26 protein-coding genes are annotated in these 26,307 nt (G+C 65.6%); 18 read left to right on the top strand and 8 right to left on the bottom strand.

The features are described from left to right. Positions 1-8: 8 nt before the first annotated feature. Positions 9-701, bottom strand: coding sequence for a GntR family transcriptional regulator (locus BS38_RS0116825; RefSeq protein WP_028271857.1), 693 nt, complete (start codon positions 699-701; stop codon positions 9-11). 145 nt (positions 702-846) lie between these two features. Between BS38_RS0116825 and BS38_RS0116820 the strand changes: the two genes are divergently transcribed. The 10 genes from BS38_RS0116820 (at position 847) to BS38_RS0116775 (ending at position 15,030) form a co-directional block, all read left to right on the top strand. Continuing rightward, positions 847-2,607 (top strand): L-lactate permease, encoded by a 1,761-nt coding sequence (locus BS38_RS0116820; RefSeq protein ID WP_028271856.1) that lies wholly within the window; start codon positions 847-849, stop codon positions 2,605-2,607. After that, positions 2,607-5,447: an FAD-binding and (Fe-S)-binding domain-containing protein gene (locus tag BS38_RS0116815; protein ID WP_028271855.1), complete on the top strand. Its 2,841-nt coding sequence runs from the start codon at positions 2,607-2,609 to the stop codon at positions 5,445-5,447. The genes BS38_RS0116820 and BS38_RS0116815 overlap by 1 nt, the downstream gene beginning before the upstream one ends. Before the next feature lie 163 nt (positions 5,448-5,610). Continuing rightward, positions 5,611-6,381, top strand: coding sequence for a DeoR/GlpR family DNA-binding transcription regulator (locus BS38_RS0116810; protein WP_028271854.1), 771 nt, complete (start codon positions 5,611-5,613; stop codon positions 6,379-6,381). Further along, entirely contained in the window at positions 6,378-7,580 is a 1,203-nt protein-coding gene (locus BS38_RS0116805; RefSeq protein WP_028271853.1) for an MFS transporter, read from the top strand. Before BS38_RS0116810 ends, BS38_RS0116805 begins: the two co-directional genes overlap by 4 nt. Before the next feature lie 95 nt (positions 7,581-7,675). Beyond that, positions 7,676-9,196 (top strand): bifunctional phosphatase PAP2/diacylglycerol kinase family protein, encoded by a 1,521-nt coding sequence (locus tag BS38_RS0116800; RefSeq protein WP_028271852.1) that lies wholly within the window; start codon positions 7,676-7,678, stop codon positions 9,194-9,196. A 127-nt stretch (positions 9,197-9,323) separates the two neighbouring features. Then, complete coding sequence (locus tag BS38_RS0116795; RefSeq protein ID WP_028271851.1) at positions 9,324-10,268, top strand: ABC transporter ATP-binding protein; 945 nt, start codon at positions 9,324-9,326, stop codon at positions 10,266-10,268. Between the two features lie 3 nt (positions 10,269-10,271). Further along, a complete protein-coding gene (locus tag BS38_RS0116790; protein WP_028271850.1) occupies positions 10,272-11,198 on the top strand; it encodes an ABC transporter permease in 927 nt (308 codons plus the stop codon). Between the two features lie 38 nt (positions 11,199-11,236). Beyond that, positions 11,237-12,565 (top strand): sensor histidine kinase, encoded by a 1,329-nt coding sequence (locus tag BS38_RS0116785; RefSeq protein ID WP_028271849.1) that lies wholly within the window; start codon positions 11,237-11,239, stop codon positions 12,563-12,565. Next, on the top strand, positions 12,562-13,368 hold the full coding sequence (locus BS38_RS0116780) for a response regulator (RefSeq protein ID WP_028271848.1): 807 nt from the start codon (positions 12,562-12,564) through the stop codon (positions 13,366-13,368). Before BS38_RS0116785 ends, BS38_RS0116780 begins: the two co-directional genes overlap by 4 nt. A gap of 228 nt (positions 13,369-13,596) precedes the next feature. After that, a complete protein-coding gene (locus tag BS38_RS0116775) occupies positions 13,597-15,030 on the top strand; it encodes an amino acid permease (protein WP_028271847.1) in 1,434 nt (477 codons plus the stop codon). Between the two features lie 62 nt (positions 15,031-15,092). Here the strand turns inward: BS38_RS0116775 and BS38_RS25500 are convergent, their stop codons facing one another. Then, positions 15,093-15,398 carry a hypothetical protein gene (locus BS38_RS25500; RefSeq protein WP_197024969.1) on the bottom strand — a complete coding sequence of 102 codons (306 nt, stop codon included), beginning with the start codon at positions 15,396-15,398 and terminating at the stop codon, positions 15,093-15,095. Between the two features lie 69 nt (positions 15,399-15,467). Next, positions 15,468-15,953 carry an Hsp20/alpha crystallin family protein gene (locus tag BS38_RS0116765; RefSeq protein WP_028271846.1) on the bottom strand — a complete coding sequence of 162 codons (486 nt, stop codon included), beginning with the start codon at positions 15,951-15,953 and terminating at the stop codon, positions 15,468-15,470. Positions 15,954-16,557: 604 nt separating this feature from the next. On the opposite strand from BS38_RS0116765, the gene BS38_RS0116755 reads away from it, so the two are divergent. Both BS38_RS0116755 and BS38_RS0116750 read left to right on the top strand, forming a co-directional pair. After that, positions 16,558-17,466, top strand: coding sequence for an intradiol ring-cleavage dioxygenase (locus tag BS38_RS0116755; protein ID WP_028271844.1), 909 nt, complete (start codon positions 16,558-16,560; stop codon positions 17,464-17,466). 63 nt (positions 17,467-17,529) lie between these two features. Then, complete coding sequence (locus BS38_RS0116750; protein WP_028271843.1) at positions 17,530-18,915, top strand: M18 family aminopeptidase; 1,386 nt, start codon at positions 17,530-17,532, stop codon at positions 18,913-18,915. A gap of 50 nt (positions 18,916-18,965) precedes the next feature. On the opposite strand, the gene BS38_RS25495 is transcribed toward BS38_RS0116750, so the two are convergent. Next, entirely contained in the window at positions 18,966-20,318 is a 1,353-nt protein-coding gene (locus tag BS38_RS25495; protein ID WP_231511295.1) for a hypothetical protein, read from the bottom strand. Positions 20,319-20,444: 126 nt separating this feature from the next. Then, on the bottom strand, positions 20,445-21,113 hold the full coding sequence (locus BS38_RS0116740; protein ID WP_028271842.1) for a DUF1345 domain-containing protein: 669 nt from the start codon (positions 21,111-21,113) through the stop codon (positions 20,445-20,447). 266 nt (positions 21,114-21,379) lie between these two features. Here BS38_RS0116740 and rpsF point away from each other — a divergent pair, with 266 nt between their 5' ends. The 4 genes from rpsF (at position 21,380) to rplI (ending at position 23,152) form a co-directional block, all read left to right on the top strand. After that, complete coding sequence (gene rpsF / locus BS38_RS0116735) at positions 21,380-21,685, top strand: 30S ribosomal protein S6 (RefSeq protein ID WP_011693941.1); 306 nt, start codon at positions 21,380-21,382, stop codon at positions 21,683-21,685. A gap of 55 nt (positions 21,686-21,740) precedes the next feature. Then, a complete protein-coding gene (locus tag BS38_RS0116730) occupies positions 21,741-22,316 on the top strand; it encodes a single-stranded DNA-binding protein (RefSeq protein WP_028271841.1) in 576 nt (191 codons plus the stop codon). A 126-nt stretch (positions 22,317-22,442) separates the two neighbouring features. Beyond that, complete coding sequence (gene rpsR, locus BS38_RS0116725; protein ID WP_003800144.1) at positions 22,443-22,682, top strand: 30S ribosomal protein S18; 240 nt, start codon at positions 22,443-22,445, stop codon at positions 22,680-22,682. A 17-nt stretch (positions 22,683-22,699) separates the two neighbouring features. After that, the gene (rplI, locus tag BS38_RS0116720) at positions 22,700-23,152 is read left to right on the top strand and encodes a 50S ribosomal protein L9 (RefSeq protein ID WP_028271840.1); all 453 of its coding nucleotides are present in this window, start codon (positions 22,700-22,702) and stop codon (positions 23,150-23,152) included. Between the two features lie 140 nt (positions 23,153-23,292). On the opposite strand, the gene BS38_RS0116715 is transcribed toward rplI, so the two are convergent. Beyond that, entirely contained in the window at positions 23,293-23,715 is a 423-nt protein-coding gene (locus BS38_RS0116715; RefSeq protein ID WP_028271839.1) for a DUF1801 domain-containing protein, read from the bottom strand. Positions 23,716-23,865: 150 nt separating this feature from the next. Between BS38_RS0116715 and BS38_RS0116710 the strand changes: the two genes are divergently transcribed. Both BS38_RS0116710 and BS38_RS0116705 read left to right on the top strand, forming a co-directional pair. Beyond that, on the top strand, positions 23,866-24,492 hold the full coding sequence (locus tag BS38_RS0116710) for an FMN reductase (protein ID WP_028271838.1): 627 nt from the start codon (positions 23,866-23,868) through the stop codon (positions 24,490-24,492). A gap of 68 nt (positions 24,493-24,560) precedes the next feature. Further along, positions 24,561-24,935: a TFIIB-type zinc ribbon-containing protein gene (locus BS38_RS0116705; RefSeq protein WP_043439048.1), complete on the top strand. Its 375-nt coding sequence runs from the start codon at positions 24,561-24,563 to the stop codon at positions 24,933-24,935. Between the two features lie 57 nt (positions 24,936-24,992). Here BS38_RS0116705 and BS38_RS0116700 read toward each other — a convergent pair whose 3' ends face one another. Further along, positions 24,993-25,574: a hypothetical protein gene (locus tag BS38_RS0116700; protein ID WP_028271836.1), complete on the bottom strand. Its 582-nt coding sequence runs from the start codon at positions 25,572-25,574 to the stop codon at positions 24,993-24,995. A 2-nt stretch (positions 25,575-25,576) separates the two neighbouring features. Next, positions 25,577-26,044 carry a hypothetical protein gene (locus BS38_RS0116695; protein WP_028271835.1) on the bottom strand — a complete coding sequence of 156 codons (468 nt, stop codon included), beginning with the start codon at positions 26,042-26,044 and terminating at the stop codon, positions 25,577-25,579. Positions 26,045-26,307 lie beyond the last annotated feature (263 nt).

The raw sequence follows: 26,307 nt of genomic DNA, 5'->3' as shown, positions 1-26,307 counted from the left end.
GGGACGGGCTACTCGGGCAGCAGATCCGAGGGAAGGTCGGCTTCCGGTCCGGCAGTTCCCCCCATGGCGGAGACCAGCCGTTCCCGCGCGCGACCCAGGTGCTCGTCGAGCAGTTCGGCGGCGGCGTCCCCCTGGCCAGCCTCGATCAGTTCGAGGATTCTCTGGTGTTCTGCCTGGATCAGCGCAGTGTCCAGGAGGTGCAGGGACTGGATGCGGACCATGCACAGCTTCACCTCGCCCACGAGCGAGCGGTACATCCTGCTGATGCGTTCGTTGCCGACGGCGTCGATCAGGCTGGTGTGGAACCGCATGTCAGGTTCGATGACGTCGAGCGGGGCTCCGGTCTGCAGTGCAGCAATGTCCCGGTTGGCCTGCACGGCCCCTTCCGGCACGTCCTTGGTGCGCGCGAGCCGCCGGAGCACTTCGCTTTCCAAATAGGCGCGGGCCAGATAGATGTCCCGCACGGAATCCGGTCCGAGTTCCACCACGCGGGCGGTCTTGTGCGTCCCGCGGTCCAGCAGACCTTCGGCCACAAGCTTCTCAATGGACGCCTTCGCCGTGGGACGCGCCACCTCGTAGGTGGAGGCCACGTCTGTTTCGGTGAGCGTATGGCCGGAACCGAGATCACCGGAGAAAATCCGCGCCCGCAGATCCGCGGCGATCGCGTCCACGATCGAAACTGCTGTGATTCGCCCGGCCACCGAAGCTCCATTCCCGCCAAGAGTTTCTTGATTCACCTCAATCTTGCCAGACAAGTCAACAAGACTCTCTTGACCAGCATGTGTACTTGTTAGACAATCGAAGGGCGCCACGGTGTTGTGACGCCTAACACAAATCTGGAGACACATGTTTCAGCAGATCCTCGACCCCATTGCCGGGTCCCTAGTGATTTCAGCCCTTTGCGCTGCGCTTCCCCTCGTCCTGCTCTTCGTCCTCCTGGGTGTCTTCAAGGTCAAGGCACCCAAGGCCGCCCTCGCCAGCCTTGCTTTGTCCCTGGTGCTAGCCATCGTCGGCTGGCAGATGCCGGTCAACCAGGCCCTGAGCGCCACCGCGGCCGGCATCTTCTACGGCTTGTTCCCGATCCTCTGGATCCTGGTCAACGCGCTGTGGATTTACCGGCTCACCGTGGCCACCCCGTGGTTCGAAGTGCTGGGTCGGACCATCCGCTCCATCTCCAACGACCTCCGCATCCTGTCCATCCTGATCGCCTTCTGCTTTGGCGCGCTGCTGGAATCCCTCGCTGGATTCGGCGCACCCGTGGCGATCTCCGCGGCCATGCTGATGGCAGCCGGCATGAAGCCGCTGAAGTCGGCCGTTGTCTCGCTGCTGGCCAACACCGCTCCCGTGGCTTTCGGCGCCATGGCTGCGCCCATCATCGCCCTGAACGGTGTGACGGGCCTACCGCTGCACGACCTGTCCTCGATGGCCGGACGCCAGACGCCGTTCATTGCACTGATCGTGCCGCTGCTGCTGGTGTTCATCGTTGACGGCCGGCGCGGCGTGAAGCAGACCTGGCCCGTGGCCCTGGTGGCAGGCGTCGCCTTCGGAGCGGCCCAGTTCGTGACCTCCAACTACTTCGCCGTGGAACTCACTGACGTTGTCGCCGCCGTCGTGACTGTTGCCGCCGTGCTGCTGATGCTGAAGGTCTGGCAGCCGAAAGAAACCGTCGGAATGGGCGGCACCGTCGACGCCGCACCGGAAGCTGCGCACGCCGCTGCCGCCGTCGTTGTGGCCGGCACCGCCGCACGCGACGGCCGCCCCGGTGCCGGTTCCATGACCGCCGCCGGTTCCGTGACCGGCGCCGAACAGGCGGCTCCTGCGCCCGACCGGGGTACCGCGGTGCCCGCCGACAACTCGCGGCCCGAACCGCGGAAGATCTGGATGGCGATCGCTCCCTACCTGATCATCATCGCGGTGTTCTCGGTGGCACAGATTCCGGCCGTCAAGACCTGGCTCAGCCAGGTGGGCAGCGTGACGTTCGCCTGGCCCGGCCTGGACATCACCGATTCCGCCGGCAGGCCGGTCGCAGCCACCAAATTCAAGCTGGACCACCTCAAGGCGACCGGCACCCTGCTCATGTTCTCCGGCCTGCTGACCATGGCGCTGTACAAAATCACTGCATCACAGGGCCTGCGGATCTACCGGGACACCGTGGTCCAGCTGCGTTGGACGATTGTCACCGTCACCGCCGTCCTGGGGCTCTCCTTCGTAATGAACCTGTCCGGCCAGACCACCACCCTCGGCTTCGCGCTGGCCTCCGCGGGCGGCTTCTTCGCCATCCTTTCACCGCTGATCGGATGGATTGGTGTGGCCCTCACCGGCTCGGACACGTCCTCCAACTCGCTGTTCGGCCAGATGCAGGCCACCGCGGCCGCGCAGACCGGCCTTTCACCGGTGCTGATGGCCGCCTCCAACTCCTCCGCCGGTGTGATGGGCAAGATGCTTTCGCTGCAGAACCTCGCCGTGGCCTCGGCCGCCGTAGGCCTTGACGGCGCCGAGGGGACCCTCTTCCGGAAGCTCCTGGGCTGGAGCCTGGGCCTGCTGGCGCTCATCACCGTGCTGATCTTCCTCCAGTCCACCCCCGTACTCGGCTGGATGGTCCCCTGATGGCGCCGCTGGACACGGCCGGCCTCCGTGCGGCGGTGAAGGATCCCGCGCAGGTGAGGACCCGCGCCATCGACCTGCACGCGAACGCCCATGACGCTTCGCATTTCCTCTTGATACCGCAGGCCGTGGTGACGGCGGGGAGTGCAGCGGAAGTGGGCGGGCTGCTGCGGGCCAGTGCCGCCCAGGGCGTGCCGCTGACCTTCCGCTCCGGCGGCACCAGCCTGAGCGGCCAGGCGGTCACCGACGGCGTGCTGGTGGATGTCCGCCGCAACTTCCGGGAGATTGAAGTGCTCGACGGCGGCGCGCGCGTCCGCGTTCAGCCCGGCGTCACCGTGCGGGCGCTCAATGCGAGGCTCGCCCGCTACGGCCGGAAGTTCGGCCCGGATCCGGCCAGCGAGGCGGCGTGCACCGTCGGCGGCGTGGTGGCCAACAACTCCTCCGGGATGAACTGCGGCACCGTGGACAACACCTACCGCACCCTGGAATCCCTCACCGTGGTGCTGCCCTCCGGCACCGTGATCGACACCGGAGCGCCGGACGCGGACCGGAAGCTCCGCGCCCTGGAACCGGAGATCTACGCAGGCCTGGCCCGGCTGGCCGGGCGGGTACGGAACAACGCGGACTCCGTGCGCAAAATCCGGCAGCAGTTCTCCATGAAGAACACCATGGGTTACGGCCTCAACTCCCTGCTGGACTTCCAGTCCCCGGTGGACATCATGGCCCACCTGATCGTCGGCAGCGAAGGCACCCTGGGCTTTGTGGCAGAGGCTGTCTTCCGCACTATTCCGCGGCTCCAGCACGCCGCCGCCGGCCTGCTCGTGTTCCCCGACCTTGAGGCCGCCAACGCTGCGCTGCCGGCCCTCGTCGAAACGGGCGCCGCGACCATCGAGCTCATGGATGCGTTGTCCCTGAAGGTGGGGCAGTCCCTGAAGGGGACGCCCGCCGTCGTGCATGACCTGGCAGTCCGGGAGCATGCCGCCCTGCTCGTGGAGTACTCCGCCGGCAGTGCCGGTGACCTCGCGGAACTGCAGCTCAACGGCGAAGGCGTCCTCCCGGCGCTGGGGCTGTCCGCCCCGGCCCGGTTCACCGGAGACGCGCGGGAACGCGGGCAGCTCTGGCAGTTGCGCAAGGGACTCTACGCCTCCGTGGCCGGCGCCCGCCCCCAGGGCACCACCGCTTTGCTGGAGGACATCGTGGTTCCGGTTCCGGTGCTGGGCAGGACGTGCCGTGAGCTGATCCGGCTCTTCGACAAATACAGCTACAGCAACAGCGTGATCTTCGGCCACGCCAAGGACGGCAACGTCCACTTCATGCTGACCGACGGCTTCGCCAGCCCGGCCGAACTGGACCGCTACAGCGCGTTCACGGAGGACATGGTGGAGCTGGTGCTGGCCGAGGGTGGATCGCTGAAGGCCGAGCACGGGACAGGGCGTGTGATGGCTCCCTTCGTGCGCCGGCAGTACGGCGATGAGCTGTACGAGGTCATGCGAACCATCAAGCGCCTCTTCGACCCCGCCGCGATGCTCAACCCGGGCGTGCTGATGGACGAGGATCCGCTGGCTCACCTCCGGCACATCAAAACGGCGCCGCCCGTGGCCGAGGAAGTGGACCGCTGCGTCTCGTGCGGCTACTGCGAGCCGGTGTGCCCCAGCAAGGACATCACGCTCACGCCGCGCCAGCGGATCGTGACACTGCGCGCCATCGAATCAGCCAGGCTGGCCGGGGATACGGCACTGGTGCGGGAACTGGAAAAGGACTACGACTACGAATCCGTGGACACCTGCGCCGTGGACGGGATGTGCCAGACTGCCTGCCCGGTGGACATCAACACGGGATCGCTCGTGAAACGCATGCGGAAGGCCGACGCCGGTCCGCTCGCCAACGGTGCGTGGAACGCCGCGGCCAAGCACTGGGAAGGCGTGACGCGCGGGGCCTCGCTGGCGTTGACGGTGGTGGACAAGCTCCCGGCAGCCGCCATCACGCCGCCCAACAAGGCGGCCCGGGCCGTCCTCGGGAAGGACACCGTGCCGCTGTACTCCGCCGAACTGCCCGGCGGCGGTTCTGCGCGGAAGCGCCCGACGCCGGCAGGTGACGTTGACGCGGTCTACTTCCCGGCGTGCGTGGGGACCATGTTCGGACCCGCCGGCGCGGGCCCCTACACCGGGGAACACGGCACCGAAGGACGCGGTGTCCAGTACAGCTTTGAACAGCTGTGCGACCGCGCCGGGCTCACCCTCCTCGTCCCGGAAGGCATCGACGGGCTCTGCTGCGGCACCCCCTGGTCCTCGAAGGGCATGTCCGCAGGCCAGGCAACGATGCGGGAAAAGACCCTGGCCGCCCTCAGGGAAGCCACCCGGGACGGTGAACTTCCCATCGTCTGCGACGCGTCCTCGTGCACCGAAGGGCTGCGGCAGGCCGTCGAATCGGACACGCCCGCGCCGGGCCAACGTGAGCTGCGCATGGTGGACGCCGTCGACTTCGCCGCGGAACAGATCCTGCCGCGGCTGCCGGACCACGGGAAGCTGGAGTCCCTGGCACTGCACCCCACCTGTTCGTCCACCCGGATGGGCCTCAACGATGCCCTGGGCGCCGTTGCCGGAGCAGTGGCCGACCGCGTTGAGATCCCGGAAAACTGGGGCTGCTGCGCGTTCGCGGGGGACCGGGGCATGCTGCACCCCGAACTGACGGAGTCGGCGACGGCCAGGCAGGCTGCGGAGGTGGCGGAGATGGATGCAGCCGCCCACGCCTCGTGCAACCGCACCTGCGAGCTGGGCATGACGCGCGCCACGGGCGCCCAGTACCGGCACGTGCTGGAGTTGCTGGAGGAAGTCACCCGGTAAGCCGGGCGCTCTCTCACTTCCTGCGGGTTTTCCACCAACGCTCTTTCACCCTGTGAGAGAGCGTTGGTGGTTTGGGTGCGAAAGGTGAGAGAGCGTTGGATCCGCTTGAGTCCATACGCTCATGGATTCTGATTAAATGATCATTTCCGGTTAGCATTTGTACATGAGGACTGAAGAGCGGCACCGGTTGATCGGTGAACTGCTGCGGAGCCGTGAAGAGGTGACCGTGGACGAGCTGATGGCCGAGTGCGGCGCGTCCGGCGCCACCATCCGCCGCGACCTGGATGTCCTTGCAGTCCACGGCGTACTCCGGCGGGTGCACGGCGGGGCGAAGAGCCTGGTGCTCCGCGGCGAAAATCCCGGCTACGGGCAGCGGGACCTGGAAGAACAGGACGCCAAAGCCCGGATCGCCGCCGGCGTGGCGGGTCTCCTCCAGGACCGGGAACACGTGTGGCTCGACAGCGGAACCACCGCCACCGGAATCGCCCGTCACCTGCGGCAACGTGAACTGACGCTGATGCCCATGTCTTTGCCCGCCCTCAACGCATTAACAGCGGAGGGCCAGGCCGGGCACCGCCCCGCCCTCCTGGTACCGGGCGGAAGCCTGATCCCCGGCGAGCTGTGCTTCCGGGGCCCGCTGGCGGAGGCCAACATCCGCTCCCTGCGTTTTGACACCGCAGTGGTGACGCCCTGCGCAGTAAACCTCAAAGACGGACTGCTGGCCCACGACCTCGACGATGCCGCCGTCAAACGCGCCGGCCTCGAATCCGCCGGACGGGTGATCGCCGCCTGCGCAGGCTCCAAATGGAATGCCGCCGCGGTGGCGCTCGTGGCCGCGCTGGAAACCGTAGACGTCATCGTCACGGACCGGGTGTTCAGCCCGCAGGAACTCACACAACTTGGAAAACACTCAGTGAAAGTAGTGAACGTATGAGCATCGCCGTCACCACCCAAAAGCTGAACGCCGCGGCCGCCGCCACGTTCCTCGTTTTCGGGATCAACGGACTCGTGTTTGCCAGCTGGGCCGCACGCATCCCCGCCGTCACCGAAATCCTGCACGTGACCTCCGGACAAATGGGAACGCTGCTGCTCTGCACTGCGGTCGGTTCGCTGATCGCCCTTCCCACGGCAGGGTGGGTGGTGGGGCGGATCGGTACGGCCAATGCCGTCCGCGCCAGCGGGCTGCTGGCAGCGCTGGCCGGGGTGGGCATCGCCCTTTCGCTGCTCGCCGAGTCAGTGCCCGGCACCGCCGTCGCCTTGTTCTTCTTCGGAATTGGCGTGGGACTGTGGGACGTTTCGCAGAACATTGAAGGGGCCGACGTCGAACACCGGCTTAAGCGCACCATCATGCCGCAGTTTCACGCCGCGTTCAGCGGCGGCGCCTTTGTGGGAGCCCTGATCGGCGCCGGCCTCTCCGGCATGGGAGTGGGGCTGCCTGCCCACCTGCTGGTCATCGCCGCCGTCGTTGCGGTGCTCACCATGGTGGCTCCCCGCTACTTCCTGCCGCACATCGCCGCCGAGATCCCTTCCGACGGGGAAGCCGCAACGCCGAAGGGTGACTCTGCCTGGCGGGACAGCCGCACACTGCTGATCGGCGTTGTGGTCCTCGGTGCCACCCTCACCGAAGGGGCCGGGAACGACTGGATCGCCAAAGCATCCGTGGACGGTCTCGGCACCAGCGAATCCACCGGCGCGCTGATGTTCGCAGTCTTTGTCCTGGCCATGACGGCGATGCGGTTCTGCGGCGGGTTCGTGATCGACAAATATGGCCGTGTTGCCGTATTGCGGGCCAGTATGGCCGCGGCAGCCGCGGGACTTGGCCTCTTCGTCCTGGCAGGCAATGTGTGGCTCGCGACGGCGGGCGCGGCACTGTGGGGAATCGGGGCGGCGCTGGCCTTCCCGATGGGCATGTCCGCCGCGGCGGACGACCCCAAGAAGGCTGCTGCCCGGGTGTCCGTGGTGTCCACGCTGGGCTACATCTCCTTCCTGGCCGGACCGCCGCTCCTCGGTTACCTCGGTGACCTCACCGGGATCCATCTCGCCCTGCTCGCCATCATGGTGCCCATCCTTGTGGCGCTCCTCCTCGCGGGCGCCGCGAAACCCTTGCCCGGTGCGCCGCTCCGCAACGAGTAGCACCCGCCGCAGCCACCGGGCAGTCACCCGGCAGCCAACCCAGCCACCCCTGCAGCCAACCCGGTGTTCCGCAGCGCCGGAGGTAGGGTGGGGAAATGCGAAGGATGCTGAGGAAAGGCCCGGGCATGCTGGCCGGGCTGGACCGGACGTTGCTCAAAGCCGTCTCCAACCTGCCCGGCGGAAACCATGATGTCCTGTTCCGCCGGCTCTCGGCGGCGGCAAACCATGGAAAGCTGTGGTTTGCGGTGGCCGGAGGACTGGCCCTCATCCCGGGCAAACCCCGGCGTGCGGCGCTGCACGGGCTGATTGCCCAGGGCGTGGCATCGGCGGTCACCAATGTGGTGTTCAAAACACTGCTGCCGCGGGCCAGGCCGCTGCCGGAGCATCTTCCCGTGTTCAGGTTCGTCAACCCGCAGCCCACCAGCTCGTCGATGCCGTCCGGCCATTCGGCATCCGCGGCGGCCTTTGCCGTGGGGGTGGGCCTCGTCCAGCCTGCCATCGGAGCCGCGCTGGCGCCCCTTGCCGCCGGTGTTGCCTACTCCCGGGTCCATACCGGCGCCCACTGGCCTACGGATGTGTTGTTCGGGTCCGCCCTAGGTGCCGGCGCAGCCATGATCACCCGGAAGTGGTGGCCCGTCCGTCCGCCCTTCCCGGCGACCACCCGCGACGCAGTCCAGGCGGCACAGCTGCCCGGCGGCGAAGGCCTGAGCATCGCCGTCAACACCTTGGGCGGCTCCTATGCGCCGGAAACCGTCCAGGCTCTCCAGGATGTATTCCCTTTAGCGCATATACACGAGATTGATGAGGATGGCGATGTAGCCGCCGAGATCAGGGCTGCGGCCGAGGGCCAGGGAGTCAAGGCGCTCGGTGTGTGGGGCGGCGACGGAACCGTGGGTACGGCCGCGGCGGCCGCCGTCGAACTGTCCCTCCCCCTCCTGGTGCTCCCCGGCGGAACGCTGAACCACTTCGCCCGGGACGCCGGAACTTCCACCCTTGAGGATGCCGTGGAGGCGGCGTCCTCCGGTTCGGCCGCTCGGGCCGATGTGGGGCATGTCCACGTGGAACGGGGCCTCGCCGGAAACCCCGAAAAGCTGGAACGGATCATGCTCAATACGGCCAGCATCGGCCTCTATCCCAACCTGGTCCGGCGGCGCGAACAGCTTCAGCCTGCCCTCGGAAAACCGCTGGCCGGGGTGGCTGCCATGTTCAGGACGTTCGCGGCCGGCACCCCCACCACCATGATTGTGAACGGCGTCCGCCACAAGCTGTGGATCCTCTACATTGGCCGCGGCCGCTACTACCCCCGCGACCATGCACCGCTGGTGCGCCCGGTGATGGACGACGGCGTGCTGGACCTGCGGATGATCACCGCGGATGAGTCCTTCGCGCGGCTACGGCTGCTCTGGTCCGTGCTGACTGGCACCGTGGCCACGTCACGGATCACCCACCTGAGCGAATCGACCACGGTAACCGTGGACGCTGCAGAGTCCCCCATGGCGCTGGCGGTGGACGGTGAAGCCCTGCCGGGTGTGCGCCGCGTCGAATTTTCCGTGTTGCCCGGAGCGCTCACCTACTACTGTCCGCCGCCTGGTGGTCATCCCTTGGGACTACCCTGATTCCACCCTGAATCATCCCTGAGACCGGCGAAATGGGAACGTTGCGTCTGTAGCGTGGGTGGTACGAACGGATCTGCGGCATGCAGAAGCCGTCACCGCATCCGCAGCTACGCAAAGGAACGCTTCCATGATTGAAGCAAGAGGCCTGTCCAAGGTCTATGGCGACAAAACCGCCGTGGGCGGAGTGGATTTCACTGTCCAGGCCGGCCAGGTCACCGGCTTCCTCGGCCCCAACGGAGCCGGCAAATCCACCACCATGAGGATGATCATGGGACTGGACACGCCGACGTCGGGCTCCGTCACCGTCAACGGTGTCCCCTTCACCAAGCACGCGGCTCCGTTGCGTGAGGTGGGCGCCCTGCTGGACGCCAAGGCCGTCCACACGGGCCGTTCTGCCTACAACCACCTGCTGGCCATGGCCGCCACCCACAGCATTCCCAAAAAGCGTGTCAGCGAGGTCATCGAAATGACCGGCCTGGCCGACGTCGCAAGGAAAAAGGTCAAGGGCTTTTCGCTCGGCATGGGCCAGCGGCTGGGTATTGCCGCGGCACTACTGGGGGATCCGCAGACCATCATCCTGGACGAGCCGGTCAACGGGCTGGACCCGGAGGGCGTGGTGTGGGTCCGGAACCTGGTGAAGTACCTGGCCTCCGAGGGCCGGACCGTCTTCCTGTCCAGCCACCTCATGAGCGAAATGGCCGTGACGGCGGACCACCTGATTGTGATCGGCCGCGGAAAAATCATCGCTGACGCCCCCATCAAGGACATCATCACCGGGAAGGGCGCGAGCCGCACCCGCGTCCGCACCGACGAGCCGGACCAGCTGATGCACCTCCTTGCCGGAACGGGAGTTTCCATAGAGGCCCAGGACCACGAACTGCTGGAGGTCAAGGGACTGGATCCGCGGCAGATCGCCCGGACCGCCCTTGAGAACCACGTCATGATCTACGAACTCACCCCGCTCCAGGCCAGCCTGGAAGAGGCCTACATGGAGCTGACCAAGGACGAGGTCGAATACCACTCGCTCATTACTACGGGAGCCCCCGTTCCCGCCCAGACCGGAGGCAAATAAGCCATGAGCTCAACTACTTTGGAACCCAACCCTTCGGGCCGCAGGGCCCAGGGCGGCGCAGCACCCCAGGCCGGCGCGCCCTCCGGGCAGGCCGCCCATTCAGCCGGCGGTCCCGTTTCCCCGGGTCCCGGTCCCACTTTCCTGCGCGTGCTGAACTCGGAATTCATCAAGTTCCGCACGCTGCTCTCCACGCTGATCCTGCTCGGCTCCACCATGCTGGTGATGGTGGGCTTTGGGGCCCTGGCGGCGTGGTCCACCGGTCAGTTCCGCGAGCAGATGGCCTCCGACCCGGAGGCCGCAGCCCAGATGGCGGCCCAGGGCGGTGACATCGCGGTGAGTGCCCCCACCTCCGGTATCGCTTTTGCCCAGCTGATCCTCGGGTCCCTGGGCGTGCTGCTGATGAGCTCAGAATTCACCACCGGAATGGCGCGTTCCACGTTCGCGGCCGTGCCCAAGAGGATCCCGGCCTTCGTGGCGAAGTTCCTCGTGGTAGTGGTGGTGTCCTTCGTCCTGACCGGCGTTTCCACCCTCGTCGCCGGCCTGGTGTCCGTTCCGATCCTGGACAACTACGGCCTGAGCCTGGACCTGGCCAGCTCCCAGTCCGTCAAACTGCTGGTGGTCAACAGCCTCTACGTGGCCGCAGTGGCCTCCATCGGCATGTCGCTCGGCAGCATCATCCGCAATTCCGCGGGCGGGATCATGAGCCTCGTGGGGCTGTTCTTCGTGGCCCCGATCGCCTTCCAGCTGATTCCCGGCGACTTCTTCGAAGAAGCCCGCAAGTACCTTCCCGGCAACACCGTGACGCCGCTGACCGCCGTTGAACACGTGGACGGGAACCTCGAGGTCTGGCAGGCTGCCCTGGTGCTCGGCGCCTGGGTGGTGGTTCCGGCGGTCCTCGCCATGGTCCTGCTGAAGAAGCGGGACGTTTGAGCGGGCAGGGCGGCCGGTCCGCCGTCTAGGCTCAACACATGCATGAAGTACTGCCGGCAAAGGACGCATCAGCCCTCACCCAGGTCGATGTGTCCTTTGCCGCACTCGCCGACCGCCGCCGGGGCCGGCTCCGCCGGTACCTCCACCGGCACCCCCGGGCGATGGATGCGGTGGTGGTGCTGTGCTACCTGCTCCTGGTCACGCCCACCGCGGTGGACGCCGTGCTCGACGGCGGCTGGGCAGCCACCGCGCTGCTTGCCGCCGTCGCCGCGGCGCTCTCTTTCCGCCGGACCCGTCCGGTGGCCGTTGTTGCCGCCGTGGCGGTGCTGGAAGTGGGCATCACGCTCCTGCACCCCTGGGGCTCCAATGTTTCCGCGGGCCTGTGGTTTGCCCTCTATGCACTGGCGGTGCAGCGGCCCCGCAGGTTCTCCATCACCGCCCTGGCGTTATCCAACACCCCGCTGTCCCTGCTGTATTTCCTGACCCTCGTCGGCCCGCTGGAACGTGCCCTTCCCAGCGGCGGACCGGCGGCACCCGAGAATTCGCAGCTGGTGTTTGGAATCGTTGCCGGCATCACCATCACGCTGTCCAACATCATTGCCACCGGTATCGGCATCTCCGTCCGGCAGCGGCAGGAACACGAACAGGAAATCGCCGCGTGGGCGGCCCGGACCGCCGAACTGGGCTCGGTCACCGAACGCAACCGGATCGCCAGGGAGATGCACGACGTCGTGGCGCACTCCCTGACGGTGATGCTCACCTTGTCCGACGGCGCGGCAGTGGTGGTCAGGAAGAGTCCGGACCGCGCCGCCGAGGTCCTGGCGGAAATTTCCCGGACCGGACGAACCGCTCTGGCGGACATGCGTCGCGTGCTGGGCGTCCTGCGCGACGAATCACCGGTAGGCCAGGCTCCCCGGCAGCCGCTGAGCGCAGGGAACAGCCTGGCCAAACTTTTGGAGGGCTTCCGCACCGCGGGGCTGCCGCTGCACTACTCGCACACCGGACCCGCCCTGCCTGAGGACGCGGCCTTCCAACTGACCGTCTACCGGATTGTGCAGGAGTCACTCACCAACGTCCTCCGCTACGGACGGGCGCTTGGCCGGGTGGATGTGAATATGGCGCGCACTGACGGTACCGTCACCATTGAAGTGCTCGACGACGGCAAAGGCACCGTGGGTCACGCGGCCGCCGCCGCGCCGGTGGCAGCGGCCGGCGGTGCCAGGCCCCTGGGGTCGGGGCAGGGCCTGACGGGCATGCGCGAGCGGGCCGGGATTTACGGCGGTACGGTGGAAGCCGGACGCCCCGCCGGGGGCGGATGGCGCGTCAGGGCAGTGTTGAATTGGAATGGGGACCAAGGAAAAACATGAATGGCAATGCACCGATCACAGTCCTGCTGGTGGATGACCAGCCGCTGCTGAGGATGGGCTTCCGCCTGATCCTTGAGGGTGAGGATGACCTTCGGGTGGTGGGAGAAGCCTCCGATGGGGCGGAGGCAATCCGGCAGGTCAGGGAGGTGAACCCCGACGTGGTGCTCATGGATGTTCGGATGCCGGTCTTGGACGGCATCGAAGCGACCCGGGCGGTGGCCTCCTCGGGGTCCGCCGCGAAGGTGATCATCCTGACCACCTTCGACCTCGATGAATACGCCTTCGCCGGCCTGCAGGCGGGCGCTTCCGCGTTCCTGCTCAAAGACGTGGCCCCTGCTGAACTGGTTAGCGCGGTGCGGGTCGTGGCGAGCGGAGATGCCGTGGTGGCCCCCCGCGTCACGCGCCGACTGCTGGAAGCGTATGTCCGCGGAGACCATCCCTCGGCCGTCCCCGGAGACTTTGCGGTGAACGGACGCCCTGCGGCCACGGCTGACATTATGACTGGCGGACACCGAACGGCCGCCTCCGTGCCGGCAGTTGGCAAAGGCAGGAATCCGCATGGCGAAGAGCAGCAAAAGGACCCCCTGCTGGAAGCCCTGACGCCCCGCGAAAGGGAAATGCTGGGGGCCATGGCCGAGGGACTGTCCAACGCCGAGATCGCCCACAGGTTCTTCCTGTCCGAGGCCACGGTGAAAACGCACGTGCGCCGCATCCTCGCCAAACTGCATCTCCGGGACAGGGTGCAGGCCGTGGTTTACGCCTACGAGACTGGGTTGGTAGTGCCCAGCAATCCGGACTATTAGCTACTCAGAGGTAGATTTCGAGCACATTTCAAAGTTGCTCGGTAAGCCACTTTTGTTGCCCATTGATGCTCGGCATTGTGGGAAGCTCCTTTTCGGGGGCCGTCAAAATGTTCGACTGCACAAGATCTGTCCTCCGGCATCCGGTCTAGGGTGAAAAAGAAATGTGGCCTGACACACGGAATCCGTGTCCGTCCGGGGCCCACACCCTCAACGAAGGACGGCGCTTCCATGCACGCTGACCAACAGCTCTCCAAGTCCCTGAAACCAAGGCACCTTTCCATGATCGCCATTGCCGGCGTGATCGGAGCCGGACTCTTTGTGGGTTCCGGTGCTGCCATCCAGCAGGCCGGCCCCGGCATTCTGCTCGCCTACATGGCCGCAGGTATCGTCGTGATCCTGGTGATGCGGATGCTCGGCGAAATGGCTGCAGCCAACCCCGAAACCGGATCCTTCTCCACCTATGCAGACAAGGCCCTGGGCCGGTGGGCAGGCTTCAGCATCGGCTGGCTGTACGCGTGGTTCTGGATCATTGTGCTCGGGATCGAAGCCACGGCCGGTGCCGCCATCATGCACCGCTGGGTTCCCGGCATCGACCAATGGGTATGGGCGCTGGTGCTTATGGTGCTGCTGACGCTCACCAATCTGGGATCGGTGAAATCGTACGGAGAATTCGAATTCTGGTTTGCCTCCATCAAGGTGGCCGCGATCGTGCTGTTCCTGCTCTTCGGCGTTGCCGCCATCCTGGGCCTCATCCCGGGAGTTCCCGCCCCCGGACTGGACAACCTGGTCAATAACGGCGGCTTCCTCCCCAACGGCCCGGGTGCGGTCCTGGCCGGCATCCTGGTGGTGGTGTTCTCGTTCTTCGGCGCTGAAATCGCCACGATCGCTGCCGGCGAATCCGAGAATCCGGTGGACGCCGTCAAGAAGGCCGTGAAGTCCACCGTGTGGCGCATCCTGGTGTTCTACATCGGCTCCATCGCCATTGTGGTCACCCTCCTCCCGTGGAACTCCGCCTCCGTGGCAAAGAGCCCCTACGTCGCAGTGATCGAACTCTTCGGGATTCCCGGCGCCGGCACCATCATGGACGTCGTGGTGCTGACTTCGGTGCTCTCCTGCCTGAACTCCGGGCTCTACACGGCCAGCCGCATGCTCTTCTCACTTTCCCGCCGCGGTGACGCACCGAGGGCATGGACGAAAATTTCCAAGCGCGGCGTGCCGGCCGCTGCCGTGCTGGCCTCAACCGTGGTGGGCTTCATCACCGTTGGCCTGAACTACATCGCGCCGGACACGGTGTTCCTTTTCCTCGTGAACACCTCGGGTGCTATTGCGCTGTTCGTCTGGCTGGTCATCGCGTCGTCACAGCTGATCCTCCGCCGGCGCATGGGTGCCGCCGCCAAGGACCTGGCCCTCAAGATGTGGCTCTTCCCGTACCTGACCTGGGTAGCCATTGCCAGCATCATTGCACTCCTGATCGGCATGGTGATCCTGGAATCCACCCGGGAGTCCCTGCTGCTCTCACTGGCACTGGCCGCAGTGGTGGTCGGTGTCGGCGTCTGGCGCTACCGCAAGGGTCTCGGCGCCACCGGCGCCGGAACGGAACAGCCCGCGGCAGAGGAAGCAACGGCAGAGGAAGCCGGCGTTGGTGCCGGTCCGGCGTCGTAAACCAAAGGTTACATCTCAGCAGGTGCGGCACCAGCCGCCCCCAAACCGGAGTCCGGGTGCCGTCAGTCCAGGTGCCCGGACTCCGCGCTCTCCGGATTTCCGGCATCCGCCGGAGCCGGGCTGCCGGGCTGCACGGCGTCGAAGAAACGGTGCTCCCTGGTCGCGGCACTGTGAACCCGGGTGCGGATGAAGCTGACGTCGGCCGCGCTGAGCTGAATTGCACCGTGCTGGTCGCGGACCACCGGTTCGTCCGCAACACTCGCAACGCGGGTCGCGATCGTCCGGGGCAGCACGACGCAGCCCGGGTTGTCCATGAGCCACCTGCGGGTGGCGGGATCTAGCAGGTGCCACTGTGATTTCAGTTCCATTGGGCGCGCCGTTCCATGTGTATTTTGCCTCTTTCCCGGTTGCCCGGCTGTTGATTGGCGGAGCCGCCGTTAACCGCGGCTGATGGGGAGCCGTTTCTCTGCAGCGTCCGTTCCGGGCACCGCGGGAAGCGGGGTCCTGACTTCGAGGACGCCGTCCCTGAAGGTCACCTTGATGTCCTCGTCCGTAACGCCCTCCGGCAAAGGCAGGTTGCGGTCGAAGGGGCGGTACCTTTGCCCGGACTGAATGCGGGTGCCCTCGGATCGGCCGCCGGCGTGCTCGTGCCCCGCACGGATGTGCAGCACACCCCCGGCCACGGAGACTTGGATGTCCGTGTCCGGGTCAGCGCCGGGCAGGTAGGCGCGGACAACGAGTGCCTCCTGGTCGACGTACTCGTCAACGCTGACCTCCTCGACGAGGATGGGGACCAGGCTGTCGGTGGTTTCAAAGGACCGCCCGTTGGAGCCGGTGAACTGCGACGGTTTCCTGTCTGACCCATCCTGGGCAGACGGCCATCGGGCCGACTCGAACGGGGACCATTTCAACGCACCGGACATGGCTCTCTCCTGGTTGTTGCCTGGCAGGACGGGTTACTGGCAGGGCTTTCCTTTGGCAAGGCAGCAACGCAGCGGCCCGGCTCACAGACCAGTAGATACCCATCCCGTAACGACCAACAGGGCCCAAAGTCCCCGGATGGTCCGCGCCGTCGCAATGGCGCAATGGCGCACGTCGGCGCAGGACCGGAGTTACTCACGGGTAAAAGGACTTTTGCCCCTTCTTCCGCCGGACACCACCGGGCAGCATCGTTTGGGATCCCCACGACCACCTTTTGGAAGGAAACCATGGCGGGACGATTCGAACTTTATGTGGACGAGGCATCGGGCGTGCGATTCAGGATGATAGGGCCGGACGGTTCGGAACTGGGCGTTTCCCGGTCATTTCCGGACACCAGGGCGGCGGCCGCCGGCATCGAGGCGATGCGTGAATGCGCGGGCACCGGATTGATCAGCAACCTGTGCCCTCCCATCAGTGAGCCGGTCAAGGCACGGACCGCCAACGCCCACCCAGCTGCAGTGCAGTCTCCGGCATCCTCCACAGCAACACAGCGTGCACACAGGAAGGGCCTATGCGCGGCATAGCCCTTCGGAGTTTTATGGGTCCATGACCACTTCACCGCAGCCGCCCCACGAACCCCACCCCAATCACGACCGCGGCTTGGAGTTCGACCTCTCCACCTTGATGAGCCGCCGTTCCCTGGGCCTGTTCTTCGGTGCCGGCACAGCGGCCGCCGCGCTGGCAGCCTGCACGCCGGGCTCCACACCGGGAACCGCCAGCAGTTCCACCACCGCGACGGCGACGCCGTCTGCCCCGGCGACTGCCACGCCCTCAGCGTCGGCGTCCGCCACGGCGTCACCCACGCTGACCCGGGCCATCGCGGAATGCGGGGTGGAAATTCCGCAGGAAACGGCGGGACCTTACCCGGGAGACGGTTCCAACGGCCCGAACGTCCTGGAGGCGTCCGGCGTCGTGCGGCAGGACATCACGGCCAGCTTCGGGACTTCCACCACCAAGGCCGAAGGCATCCCGCTGACGGTCACCCTGACGCTCCTGGACAACGCCAACGGCTGCAAACCCCTCGCCGGAGCCGCCGTGTACGCCTGGCACTGCGACCGCGACGGCAAGTACTCCATGTACGACGCCGGCCTCGAAAACGAGAACTTCCTCCGCGGGGTGCAGGAAGCGGATGCCAACGGCCAGGTTACGTTCACCACCATCTATCCCGGGGCGTACAACGGCCGCTGGCCGCATATCCACTTCGAAGTTTTCGAATCCATGAGCAATGCCACGGTGGCAGGGCAGGTACTGGCTGTCTCCCAGATCGCCATGACAGAGGCGGCCTGCAACGAGGTCTACGCCACGACGGGCTATGAGACCAGCGCCCGGAACTTTCCCAACACCACGCTCACCTCAGACAACGTCTTTGGCGACGACGGCGGCATCTACCAGTTGGCCACCATGTCCGGTTCGTCGGCCGCCGGTTACACGGCCGGACTCAACGTCACGGTGTAGGTGCGGTGCCTCCCGGAACCGGGGTTCGGCGCGGGCCGTCGCGGCCCCGCTAGACTCGGAGCCATGCCTTCCCACGCCACTGCCGCAGACCACATCCAGGACCTCGGCGCGTATGTCAGCGCGTCGCCGTCGAGCTTCCATGCAGTCCAGGAAGCCGCGCTGCGGCTGGATGAGGCTGGCTTCACCGGGCTCGATGAACTGGCCGCGTGGCCGGCCGGCAGTCCGGGTGGCACGCGTCCGGGTGACGCGGGTCCGGGCGCCGGCGGTCCGGGTGCGGGCGCCGCCGGGCGGTTCTACGTAGTCCGCGACGGGGCCCTGATCGCCTGGGTGACACCGGAGAGTGCCGGACCCACCACGGGCTTTAATATCCTGGGGGCGCACACCGATTCGCCGTCATTCAAGCTCAAGCCCAAGCCCACCACCGGAAAGTTCGGGTGGCTGCAGGCCGGCGTGGAGGTCTACGGCGGCCCGCTGCTCAACTCCTGGCTGGACCGGGAACTGCAGCTGGCCGGACGGCTGGTGATGCTGGACGGCACGCAGTGCCTGACCGCCACCGGGCCGCTGCTCCGGTTCCCCCAGCTCGCCATCCATTTGGACAGGGCGGTAAACGAGGGCCTGGCACTGGACAAGCAGCAGCACATGAACCCCGTCTTCGGACTGGGGGATCCGGCAGGCGAGGACCTGCTGGCGCTGCTGGCCGAACGGGCCACGGCAGCGGATCCCGGCTCCGCGCCGGTGGATCCGTCAAAGATCGGCGGATACGACGTCGTTGTGGCAGACACGCAGCCTGCCGCGGTTTTCGGGGCCAAGGGTGAATTTTTCGCGTCCGGACGGCTGGACAACCTGTCCGCCACCCATGCCGGCCTGGCCGCGATCATCGCCCACGCCGAGGCCGGGGAGCAGGCGGACGGCGGCCCGATCGCCGTCCTCGCGGCTTTCGACCACGAGGAGATCGGTTCCAACTCGCGCTCGGGCGCCTGCGGACCCCTCCTGGAGGACGTCCTGGTGCGCGTTTCGGACGGCCTTGGCGCGTCGGTGAGCCAGCGTCGGCAGGCCCTGGCGGCGTCGTTCTGCGTCTCCGCCGACGCCGGCCACGCGGTGCATCCGAACTACGCCGAGCGCCACGACCCCGTGAACCGCCCGGTCCTCAACGGCGGCCCGTTGCTCAAGATCAACGCCAATCAGCGCTACGCGACCGACGCCCCCGGTGCCGCCTTCTGGGCACGGCTGTGCGGTGAGGCGGACGTCCCGTACCAGGAGTTCGTGTCCAACAATGTGATGCCGTGCGGGTCCACGATCGGGCCGCTGACGGCGACGCGCCTGGGTATTAGGACCGTGGACGTGGGGGTGCCGCTGCTGTCGATGCACTCCGCCCGTGAACTCTGCGGCGTCGAGGACCCGTTCCGGCTGGCCCGGGTGACCGAACTGTTCTTCCGGACAGCGGCGTAGGTCCTTCCGGACCCTGGCGGAGGCAGGCCGCGGCCGCCGCGGGCTACCTGCTATCTGACGCAGGATGCAGCGGCTCCGTCGACCCGGTAAAGGTGGACGGCGTTGCCGTCGGCAAAGTGATCGCTAAAGACGCCCTTGGTCATTGCCACAGTCCGGTTTTCGTCCAGGACCGTGACGGCCGCGTCAGCGCCCGCCAGGCAGCTCATCTGGAAAAGGGCATCTTGCTGCCCTGCCTGCGCGGAACCGGCAAGGACATACAGTGATCCGTCATGCACTTTGACGGCCGCGTCGACACCCTCGCCATGCGACAGCGCGTTATCCAGGAATGGTGCGTTGAGCACCGGTGCCAGCCGGTTGATCTGTCCGTTGACATCCGTCACCCACGGCCTGACTGCGTCCCCGCAAGACTCCCTCAGCACATGCTGGGACAGGCAGGCGCCGCCGAAGTTGTGATTGAAGTAAACAATCCCCCTGGCCCCGTGGATAAGGCTGCTCCAGACAGCAGCACGGACTTCCGGTCCCGAGATGGTGGGAGCCTTAGGATCCGTGAACGGATGGCCGACTTCCACGAATGCCCAGACGGGTTTGCTCATGGCCGGCTGCACCAAGGAACGCACGCGGTCGACGGTCCAGCCGTAGTTGGCCGCAAGCCTGCATTTCTCGGGCGACAGCTCCGCGCCGGCGGCAAGCACGGCACCGCCTTCGGAGGGGCCGCAGATATACGGATCGGTGAACCAGTAGTTATCCGCGGACACCACGTCCTGGAATTCATTGACGAAGATGGACGCCTGCTCATTGGTCTCCCAGAAGGTCACGCCTTTTCCGTAATTGGCATACACGAGTTGTCCGGTTGGTATGCCTTTGCGCATTTCGCGCTGGATGGTATAGCCGCAGCGCTCTGTCTCCGGCGTGCAAATCGGGCCCGCTCCCGGCCAGTTGCGGGTCCATGGAGCGTCTCCGGGGCCGGCCCACATATCCGGTTCATCCGCGATGACCCACCCTACGGCCCCGGATACCGGGTTGCTGGTCAGGGCGCGCATTCCCTGGTTGGTGGCGAATGTGATGTCTGAACTGCTGGTCAGATCGACATAAAGGTTGATACCGACGAGATGATCCCTCGGAGCATCTGTCGGCTCCATGAGGCTTTCCAGCCAAACGCCAATTGGAAAATACGAGGGATCGGCAGGCAATGACTTGGGATACTTCGCAAAATACTCCGGGCCACCGTCAACCTGTCGCAATTGAAGGGGGTCGGCGGCGGCCACTGCCTGGGCGGGGGCAGCCGAGGACGGTGTCTGATCCCAAACCAGCGACGGCCCTGAGGCAAGCAGAGCGGATCCAATAAGGATACCGAGGCCAAAGCGTTTGGCTGATGCCGTTCTGCGGGGAGTGATTTTTTCCATGGCTTACCCCTAATGTCGCCGAGGTGAGACCGGTACTTTTGACATGGTCCTCTTCGGCGTCGTGCGGGTCAAGGACCGCTACCGATCACTGCGGCATCGTGCCGCCCGCCGGCAGCAGCGCAGGCGTCAGGCGAGTCCGATCACCAGGTTGATGGTCGTGGCAAGGATGACGGTGCCGAAAAGGTAGGACAGCAGGCTGTGTTTGAGCGCTTCCGCCCTGATGAGGTGATTCTGCAGGTTGGTGTCGGACACCTGGTAAGTCATGCCGAGGCTCGTGGCCAAGTAGGCGAAATCCGTGTATTGCGGCGGCCGATCCTGGTTGAAATCTATGCCGCCAGCGTCGGAGACGCCCCTCTTTCCAGGGCTGTAGTACAGCTCGGCATAGCGGAGGGTGAAGAGAGTCTGCACCAGGATCCACGACAAGGCGACGCATGCCAGGGCCAGCAGCCCCCCGCTCAGCCGCGAGCCGCCGTCGGCTCTGTGGGAGTCCACCACCACTGCGGCAACTGCAGCCAGGCTGGCGACGTTGGCCACCAGGATCAGCAGGTCGGTGGTGCTGCGGGACGGATCCTCGGAGGTCGCGTGCGCGCGTGTTTCTGCAGGTCCCAACCTGCCCACCACAAGCCAGACCCACACGACGTAAACCAGGGCGGCGCTGCCCCATCCGACCGCCGGCGCCTCCACCCACAGTCCTGAAAAACCGGTTGCCGCAGCGGCCGCAGTTCCTGCCGCGACCATCGCAAAGAACCGCAGCCGGCTGCGTTTGACCGTGGCGGGCGGAGGTCTGGTGTCCATGTGTCGTTACTCTAGCCAAACAAACACGCCGGACCCGGCTTCGCACGGCTTTTCCACATAGCGGCCGGAGCGTTTCCGCCCTGTATGGCCCCGGGACTAGCCTGAAAGGGCCACGAATCGCCGAAACAGGCCTAAATGCACTAAGATATTGAAGTCTGTGCTGCGTCCTGCCTCCGTTTGGGGGACTGGATGAGCATGGCACCGCAAATGAACCTCCTGTTACGGAAATGCCGTAACCGCTTAGCCCAAAGGAGGTGGGTTCACATATGCGTCCTTACGAATTGATGGTAATCATCGACCCCGAGGTCGAAGAGCGTACCGTTGAGCCGTCGCTTCAGAAGTTCCTGAACGTCATCACCAACGATGGTGGAACCATCGAAAAGGTTGACATCTGGGGCCGTCGTCGCCTGGCTTACGAAATCAAGAAGAAGTCTGAGGGTATCTACGCAGTGGTGAACTTCACCGCAAAGCCGGATACCGCCAAGGAACTTGACCGCCAGCTGAGTCTCAATGAGACCATCATGCGCACCAAGATCACCCGCCCCGAAGAGCAGAAGGTCGTTGCTGAGTAATTTCAGCTCCGTGCATTCAATCTTTACCCCGCAGGAACGAACAAGGAGGCAGTAGATGGCAGGCGAAACCACTATTACGGTCATCGGTAATCTCACCAATGACCCCGAACTGAGGTTCACACCGTCAGGTTCGGCAGTAGCGAATTTCACCATCGCTTCTACGCCCCGCACCTTTGATCGCCAGTCGAATGAGTGGAAGGACGGGGAAACCCTGTTCCTCCGCGCATCCGTGTGGCGTGAAGCAGCCGAAAACGTCGCAGAATCCCTCACCAAGGGCATGCGGGTTATCGTTTCCGGCCGGTTGAAGAGCCGTTCCTACGAAACCAAAGAAGGCGAGAAGCGCACCGTTATCGAGCTCGAAGTCGATGAAATCGGCCCGAGCCTGCGCTACGCCAACGCCAAGGTCAACCGCACCCAGCGCTCCGGCGGTCAGGGTGGTCAGGGTGGCTTCGGCGGAGGCAACAGCGGCGGTGGATTCGGTGGCGGCCAGGGTGGAAACCAGGGCGGCAACACCGGAGGAAACTGGGGCGGCAACCAGCCCGCAGCGCAGGAAGACCCTTGGGCAACGCCCGGGGTCAGTAATGCAGGCGGCGGCTGGGGCAACGGCCCGGATTCCGAACCTCCCTTCTAACCAATAATTAAGGTCCGGCGCCGGAACCCGCCGGGATGCCTCACGGCTCCCGGGTGAGTGCCGCCGTCGAACCACCACCATCCCGTGGATCAATATCCACGGGCTCCCTAGAATAGGAGCTCCACGATGGCTAAGGCTGAACTCCGTAAGCCCAAACCAAAGTCCAACCCCTTGAAGGCCGCTGACATCACTGTCATCGACTACAAGGACGTAGCATTGCTGCGCAAGTTCATCTCCGATCGCGGAAAGATCCGCGCCCGTCGCGTCACCGGCGTCACGGTGCAGGAACAGCGCAAGATCGCCCAGGCAATCAAGAACGCCCGCGAAGTTGCTCTGCTGCCTTACTCCGGCGCTGGCCGCGGCTAAGGAAGGGATTAACTAAAATGGCAAAGCTCATTCTGACCCACGAAGTAACCGGTCTCGGTGCTGCTGGCGACGTTGTCGAGGTCAAGGACGGTTACGCACGTAACTACCTGCTGCCCCGCAACTTCGCCCTGACCTGGTCGAAGGGTGGCGAGAAGCAGGTTGAGTCCATCAAGGCTGCCCGCGCCGCCCGCGAGCACGCTTCCCTGGAAGACGCTCAGAAGCAGGCCGCTGCACTCTCCGCCAAGCCGGTCAAGCTCGTTGTCAAGGCTGGCGAGACCGGACGCCTGTTCGGCACCGTCAAGCAGGGCGACGTGGCCGACGCTGTTGAGGCCGCTGGCCTTGGCAAGATCGACAAGCGCAAGGTTGAACTGCCGGCACACATCAAGTCGGTCGGTTCCTACCAGGCCAACGTCCGTCTGCACGACGACGTTGCCGCAGTGATCGAACTCGACGTAGTCGCAGGCAAGTAGTTCCTCCGGCTTAACGCCAGAGCACTACGCAGTCCTGAACTGCTGGAGGCCCCCGTATTCGGATTCCCTTGGGAACCGGGCGCGGGGGCCTTTGTTCTTAACACCGGGTACTGCCTGCAATGCAGGGTTTCTTCCGGGTCCTATTCCTGGTGCATCACGGTGGTGGAGTGCCGGTGCCCGGCCCGGATGAGTTCGGCCAGGACCGCCTCATCCACGTCCTCCAGTTTGTTGATGTAGAGACATCCCGCGCCGACCTTGTGTTTTCCCAGGCGGGGCAGCAGCTCGGCCGCCTCCGGCGCGTAAGTAAGCCCGTACAGCGAAAGGCTCCCCTTCCGCGGGGAGAACCCGACGGCGACCGTGTCCCCCTCGCGACCGCTCTCATAACGGTAGTGGTAGCTGCCGAAACCGACGATACTCGGACCCCACATCACGGGCGCTTCGCCGGTGTTTTCCTTCATAAGTGCCAGAAGCCGCAGGCCGTCCCGCTGGCGTGCCGCGTTCTCCACGCCCTCCAGGAACTCCTCCACGGAAGCGTCCGTCGCCTGGGTCTTGTTTTCAGCCATGACGGCAGTCTGGCAGACGCCGCCACTGTTGTCAGCAGGGCCGCACGGCAGTGATCCCGGGCTGCGGAATAAACCCAGGCACAGCCGGGTTTAGTCGATAGATGCAAACGCATGTACTCTGGATTTACCGATGACCTTCAGGAGCAAACCGTGGAAACCCGCCGCATTACCGTCCTCTCCGCCGGACTTGGCGTACCGTCGTCGAGCAGGTTGCTGGCCGATCAGCTCGCTGCCGCAGCCGAACGCCAGCTGGCTGCCGCGGGGTACGCGGTGGCCGTTGACGTGGTGGAACTCCGTGACCTCGCTGTGGATATTGCCAACAACTTCGTCACCGGTTACGCGGCACCCCGGCTTGCCGACGTGATCGCCGGCGTGGAGGATTCCGACGGCATCATTGCTGTCACGCCGGTCTTCAGCGCCTCCTACAGCGGCCTTTTCAAGTCCTTCTTCGACGTCCTGGATCCCAAGTCCCTGGAGGGCAAGGCCGTCCTCCTCGGGGCCACCGGCGGCACCGACCGCCACCAGATGGTGCTGGACTATGCCATGCGTCCCCTGTTCAGCTACTTGCGGACCCGGGTGGCTGCTACTGGCGTTTTCGCCGGCCCCCAGGACTGGGGCAACACGGACGACGGCGGCACGCCCCTTTCGGTGCGGATCGACCGGGCCGCCGATGAATTCGCGGCCCTGGTCGCGGCCGCGCCGACGCGGCGGAAGACGGACGCCGCTGAGTCGCTGCCCTTTGAACAGCTCCTGGCGGGAATCTCGAACGGCCGCTAGGTGCAACCTCCGGCGGACCCGCCCGGTGCATGTCGAACTTTTCCGCAGTTCCAGTCGTTGTGCGGAACATGAAATGCCCTGTGGATTCAATAGACCTGGTCATGAGTGAGCGCAGCGGAGTGGAGATCGATTACTGTCCGCAGTGCCGGGGCGTGTGGCTTGACCGCGGCGAACTGGACAAGATCATTGACCGCGCCGCCGAGTTGGCAGGGCCGCAAACGCCGGCTGCGCCGGCCGCGCCCCCCGTCCCCGGACTTATTCCGCCGCCGCTGTACAACAATCCGGATCCGCGCCGGGACGACAGGCGGCCGGATGATCGCCGCTATGACGACCGGCGGGACCGTCCCCGCTACGATCAACCCCGGTATGACGACCGGCGCTATGACGACCGGCGGCGGCCCAAGAAAAAGGAAGGCTGGCTCGGCGAGCTCTTCGATTTCTAGGCGCCCCGCCCGAACGGCGTGCCCTCAGCCCTACGGCAGTGCGCGAGTCCGGGCCGCTCAGTCGTCGAGCAGGGCGATAAACTCGCGGGCCTGCTTAAGTGAAATGTCCGAATGCTTGGTGAGGGCCGTTGCGGCCGCCTCAGTGTCGCCGCTCTTGGCCAGCGTGCGAATCCGACCGTAGATCTCGTCGTTAAGCATATTGCTGCTGACCTCCCGGGTGACATCGCCCTTGCTGGCAATCGCGCGGTACCGGTACGGGAAACGCTCGGGTGCGTCGTCATCGTCATGTTCCGGCACCTCAGGGGCCGCTGGGGTAAACGGCTGGGGGTGGGCGGCCAGGGCGCCGACGGCGTCGCGGGAGGCCCGCAGGCCCTCGCCTGAGGCTTCGTAGTAGAGCTTGATGGCCGCCATGGCCTGCCCCTGCGCTATCAGGGCGTACAGCCTGCGGTGCTGGTCTTCATTGAGCTTCGCTGCCGCGGCCCGGGCCAGTTCCACCGGCTCGCCGGGCGGCGTGCTGCCGGCTGCCGTGGCGGCTGAAGCCTTCGGGCCGGAGGTCCGGCGACCCACGGCGCGGGCCGCCAGCAGGACTGCGGCTCCCACGAGGAGAAGGATCAGGACGGGGATCACCAGTGATTCCATTGCTATAGCCGATCTACATAATTCTTGGCGGTCAAAAGATCTGAATGCGTTGCCTGCCGCAGCATCTTGATGGCTTGCAGTTTCTGGCCGTTGCGGGCCATGGACTGCAGTTGCAGGGCGAACTGCGGGTTCAATTGGCCTCCGGGCAGGACCGGGCCCTGATAGCCGTGCATTCCCACGCCCGGGCTTGACCCCGCCTGGGCGTGCAGGGCCGCCCGCGCATGGTCGGCCTGTTGTGACTGCTGTTGCTCGTTTTGGCTTGGCCGGGTGGCGGCATCAACCCGCGCCCGGGCGGCGGTGGCCGCTTTCACCTGGGCGGCATAATGTGCCTGCGACCGCAGGGCCAGCTCAAGTTGATACCGCTCGGCGTCTGAGATGCCGGTGTCCCGAGGCTTGAGGGCCGTGGTCACGGCCCAGATGACTGCCACAAGGATGAGGGCAGGCAGTATAACTATCAACACATCGCCCATGCATAGAGCTTATGCCAGTTCGCTGTTATCCACAGCATATTCTGCGGCTCGCATACAGCCCGGCCGGGCGGCCGTCAATTCGACGCCTTCGTGATGATGTAGATCACAGCCCGGGTATATCTTTCGTCACTTCCGCCCGGGTTACCGGCCGGTATCCCCAGTGGGAACCTGAAAGCTGTGGATGAATGTTCCTTAGAAGTATTTTTCATCCACATGGCATTTCGGACGTTTTCGCAGGTCAGGCGCCTATTGTGGCTCAAAGT

It is taken from the genome of Arthrobacter sp. UNC362MFTsu5.1 (genome assembly GCF_000685965.1).
Taxonomy (GTDB): domain Bacteria; phylum Actinomycetota; class Actinomycetes; order Actinomycetales; family Micrococcaceae; genus Arthrobacter.
The sequence above is the reverse complement of the archived record's forward strand: the minus strand, read 5'-3'. Positions and strand labels throughout refer to the sequence as shown.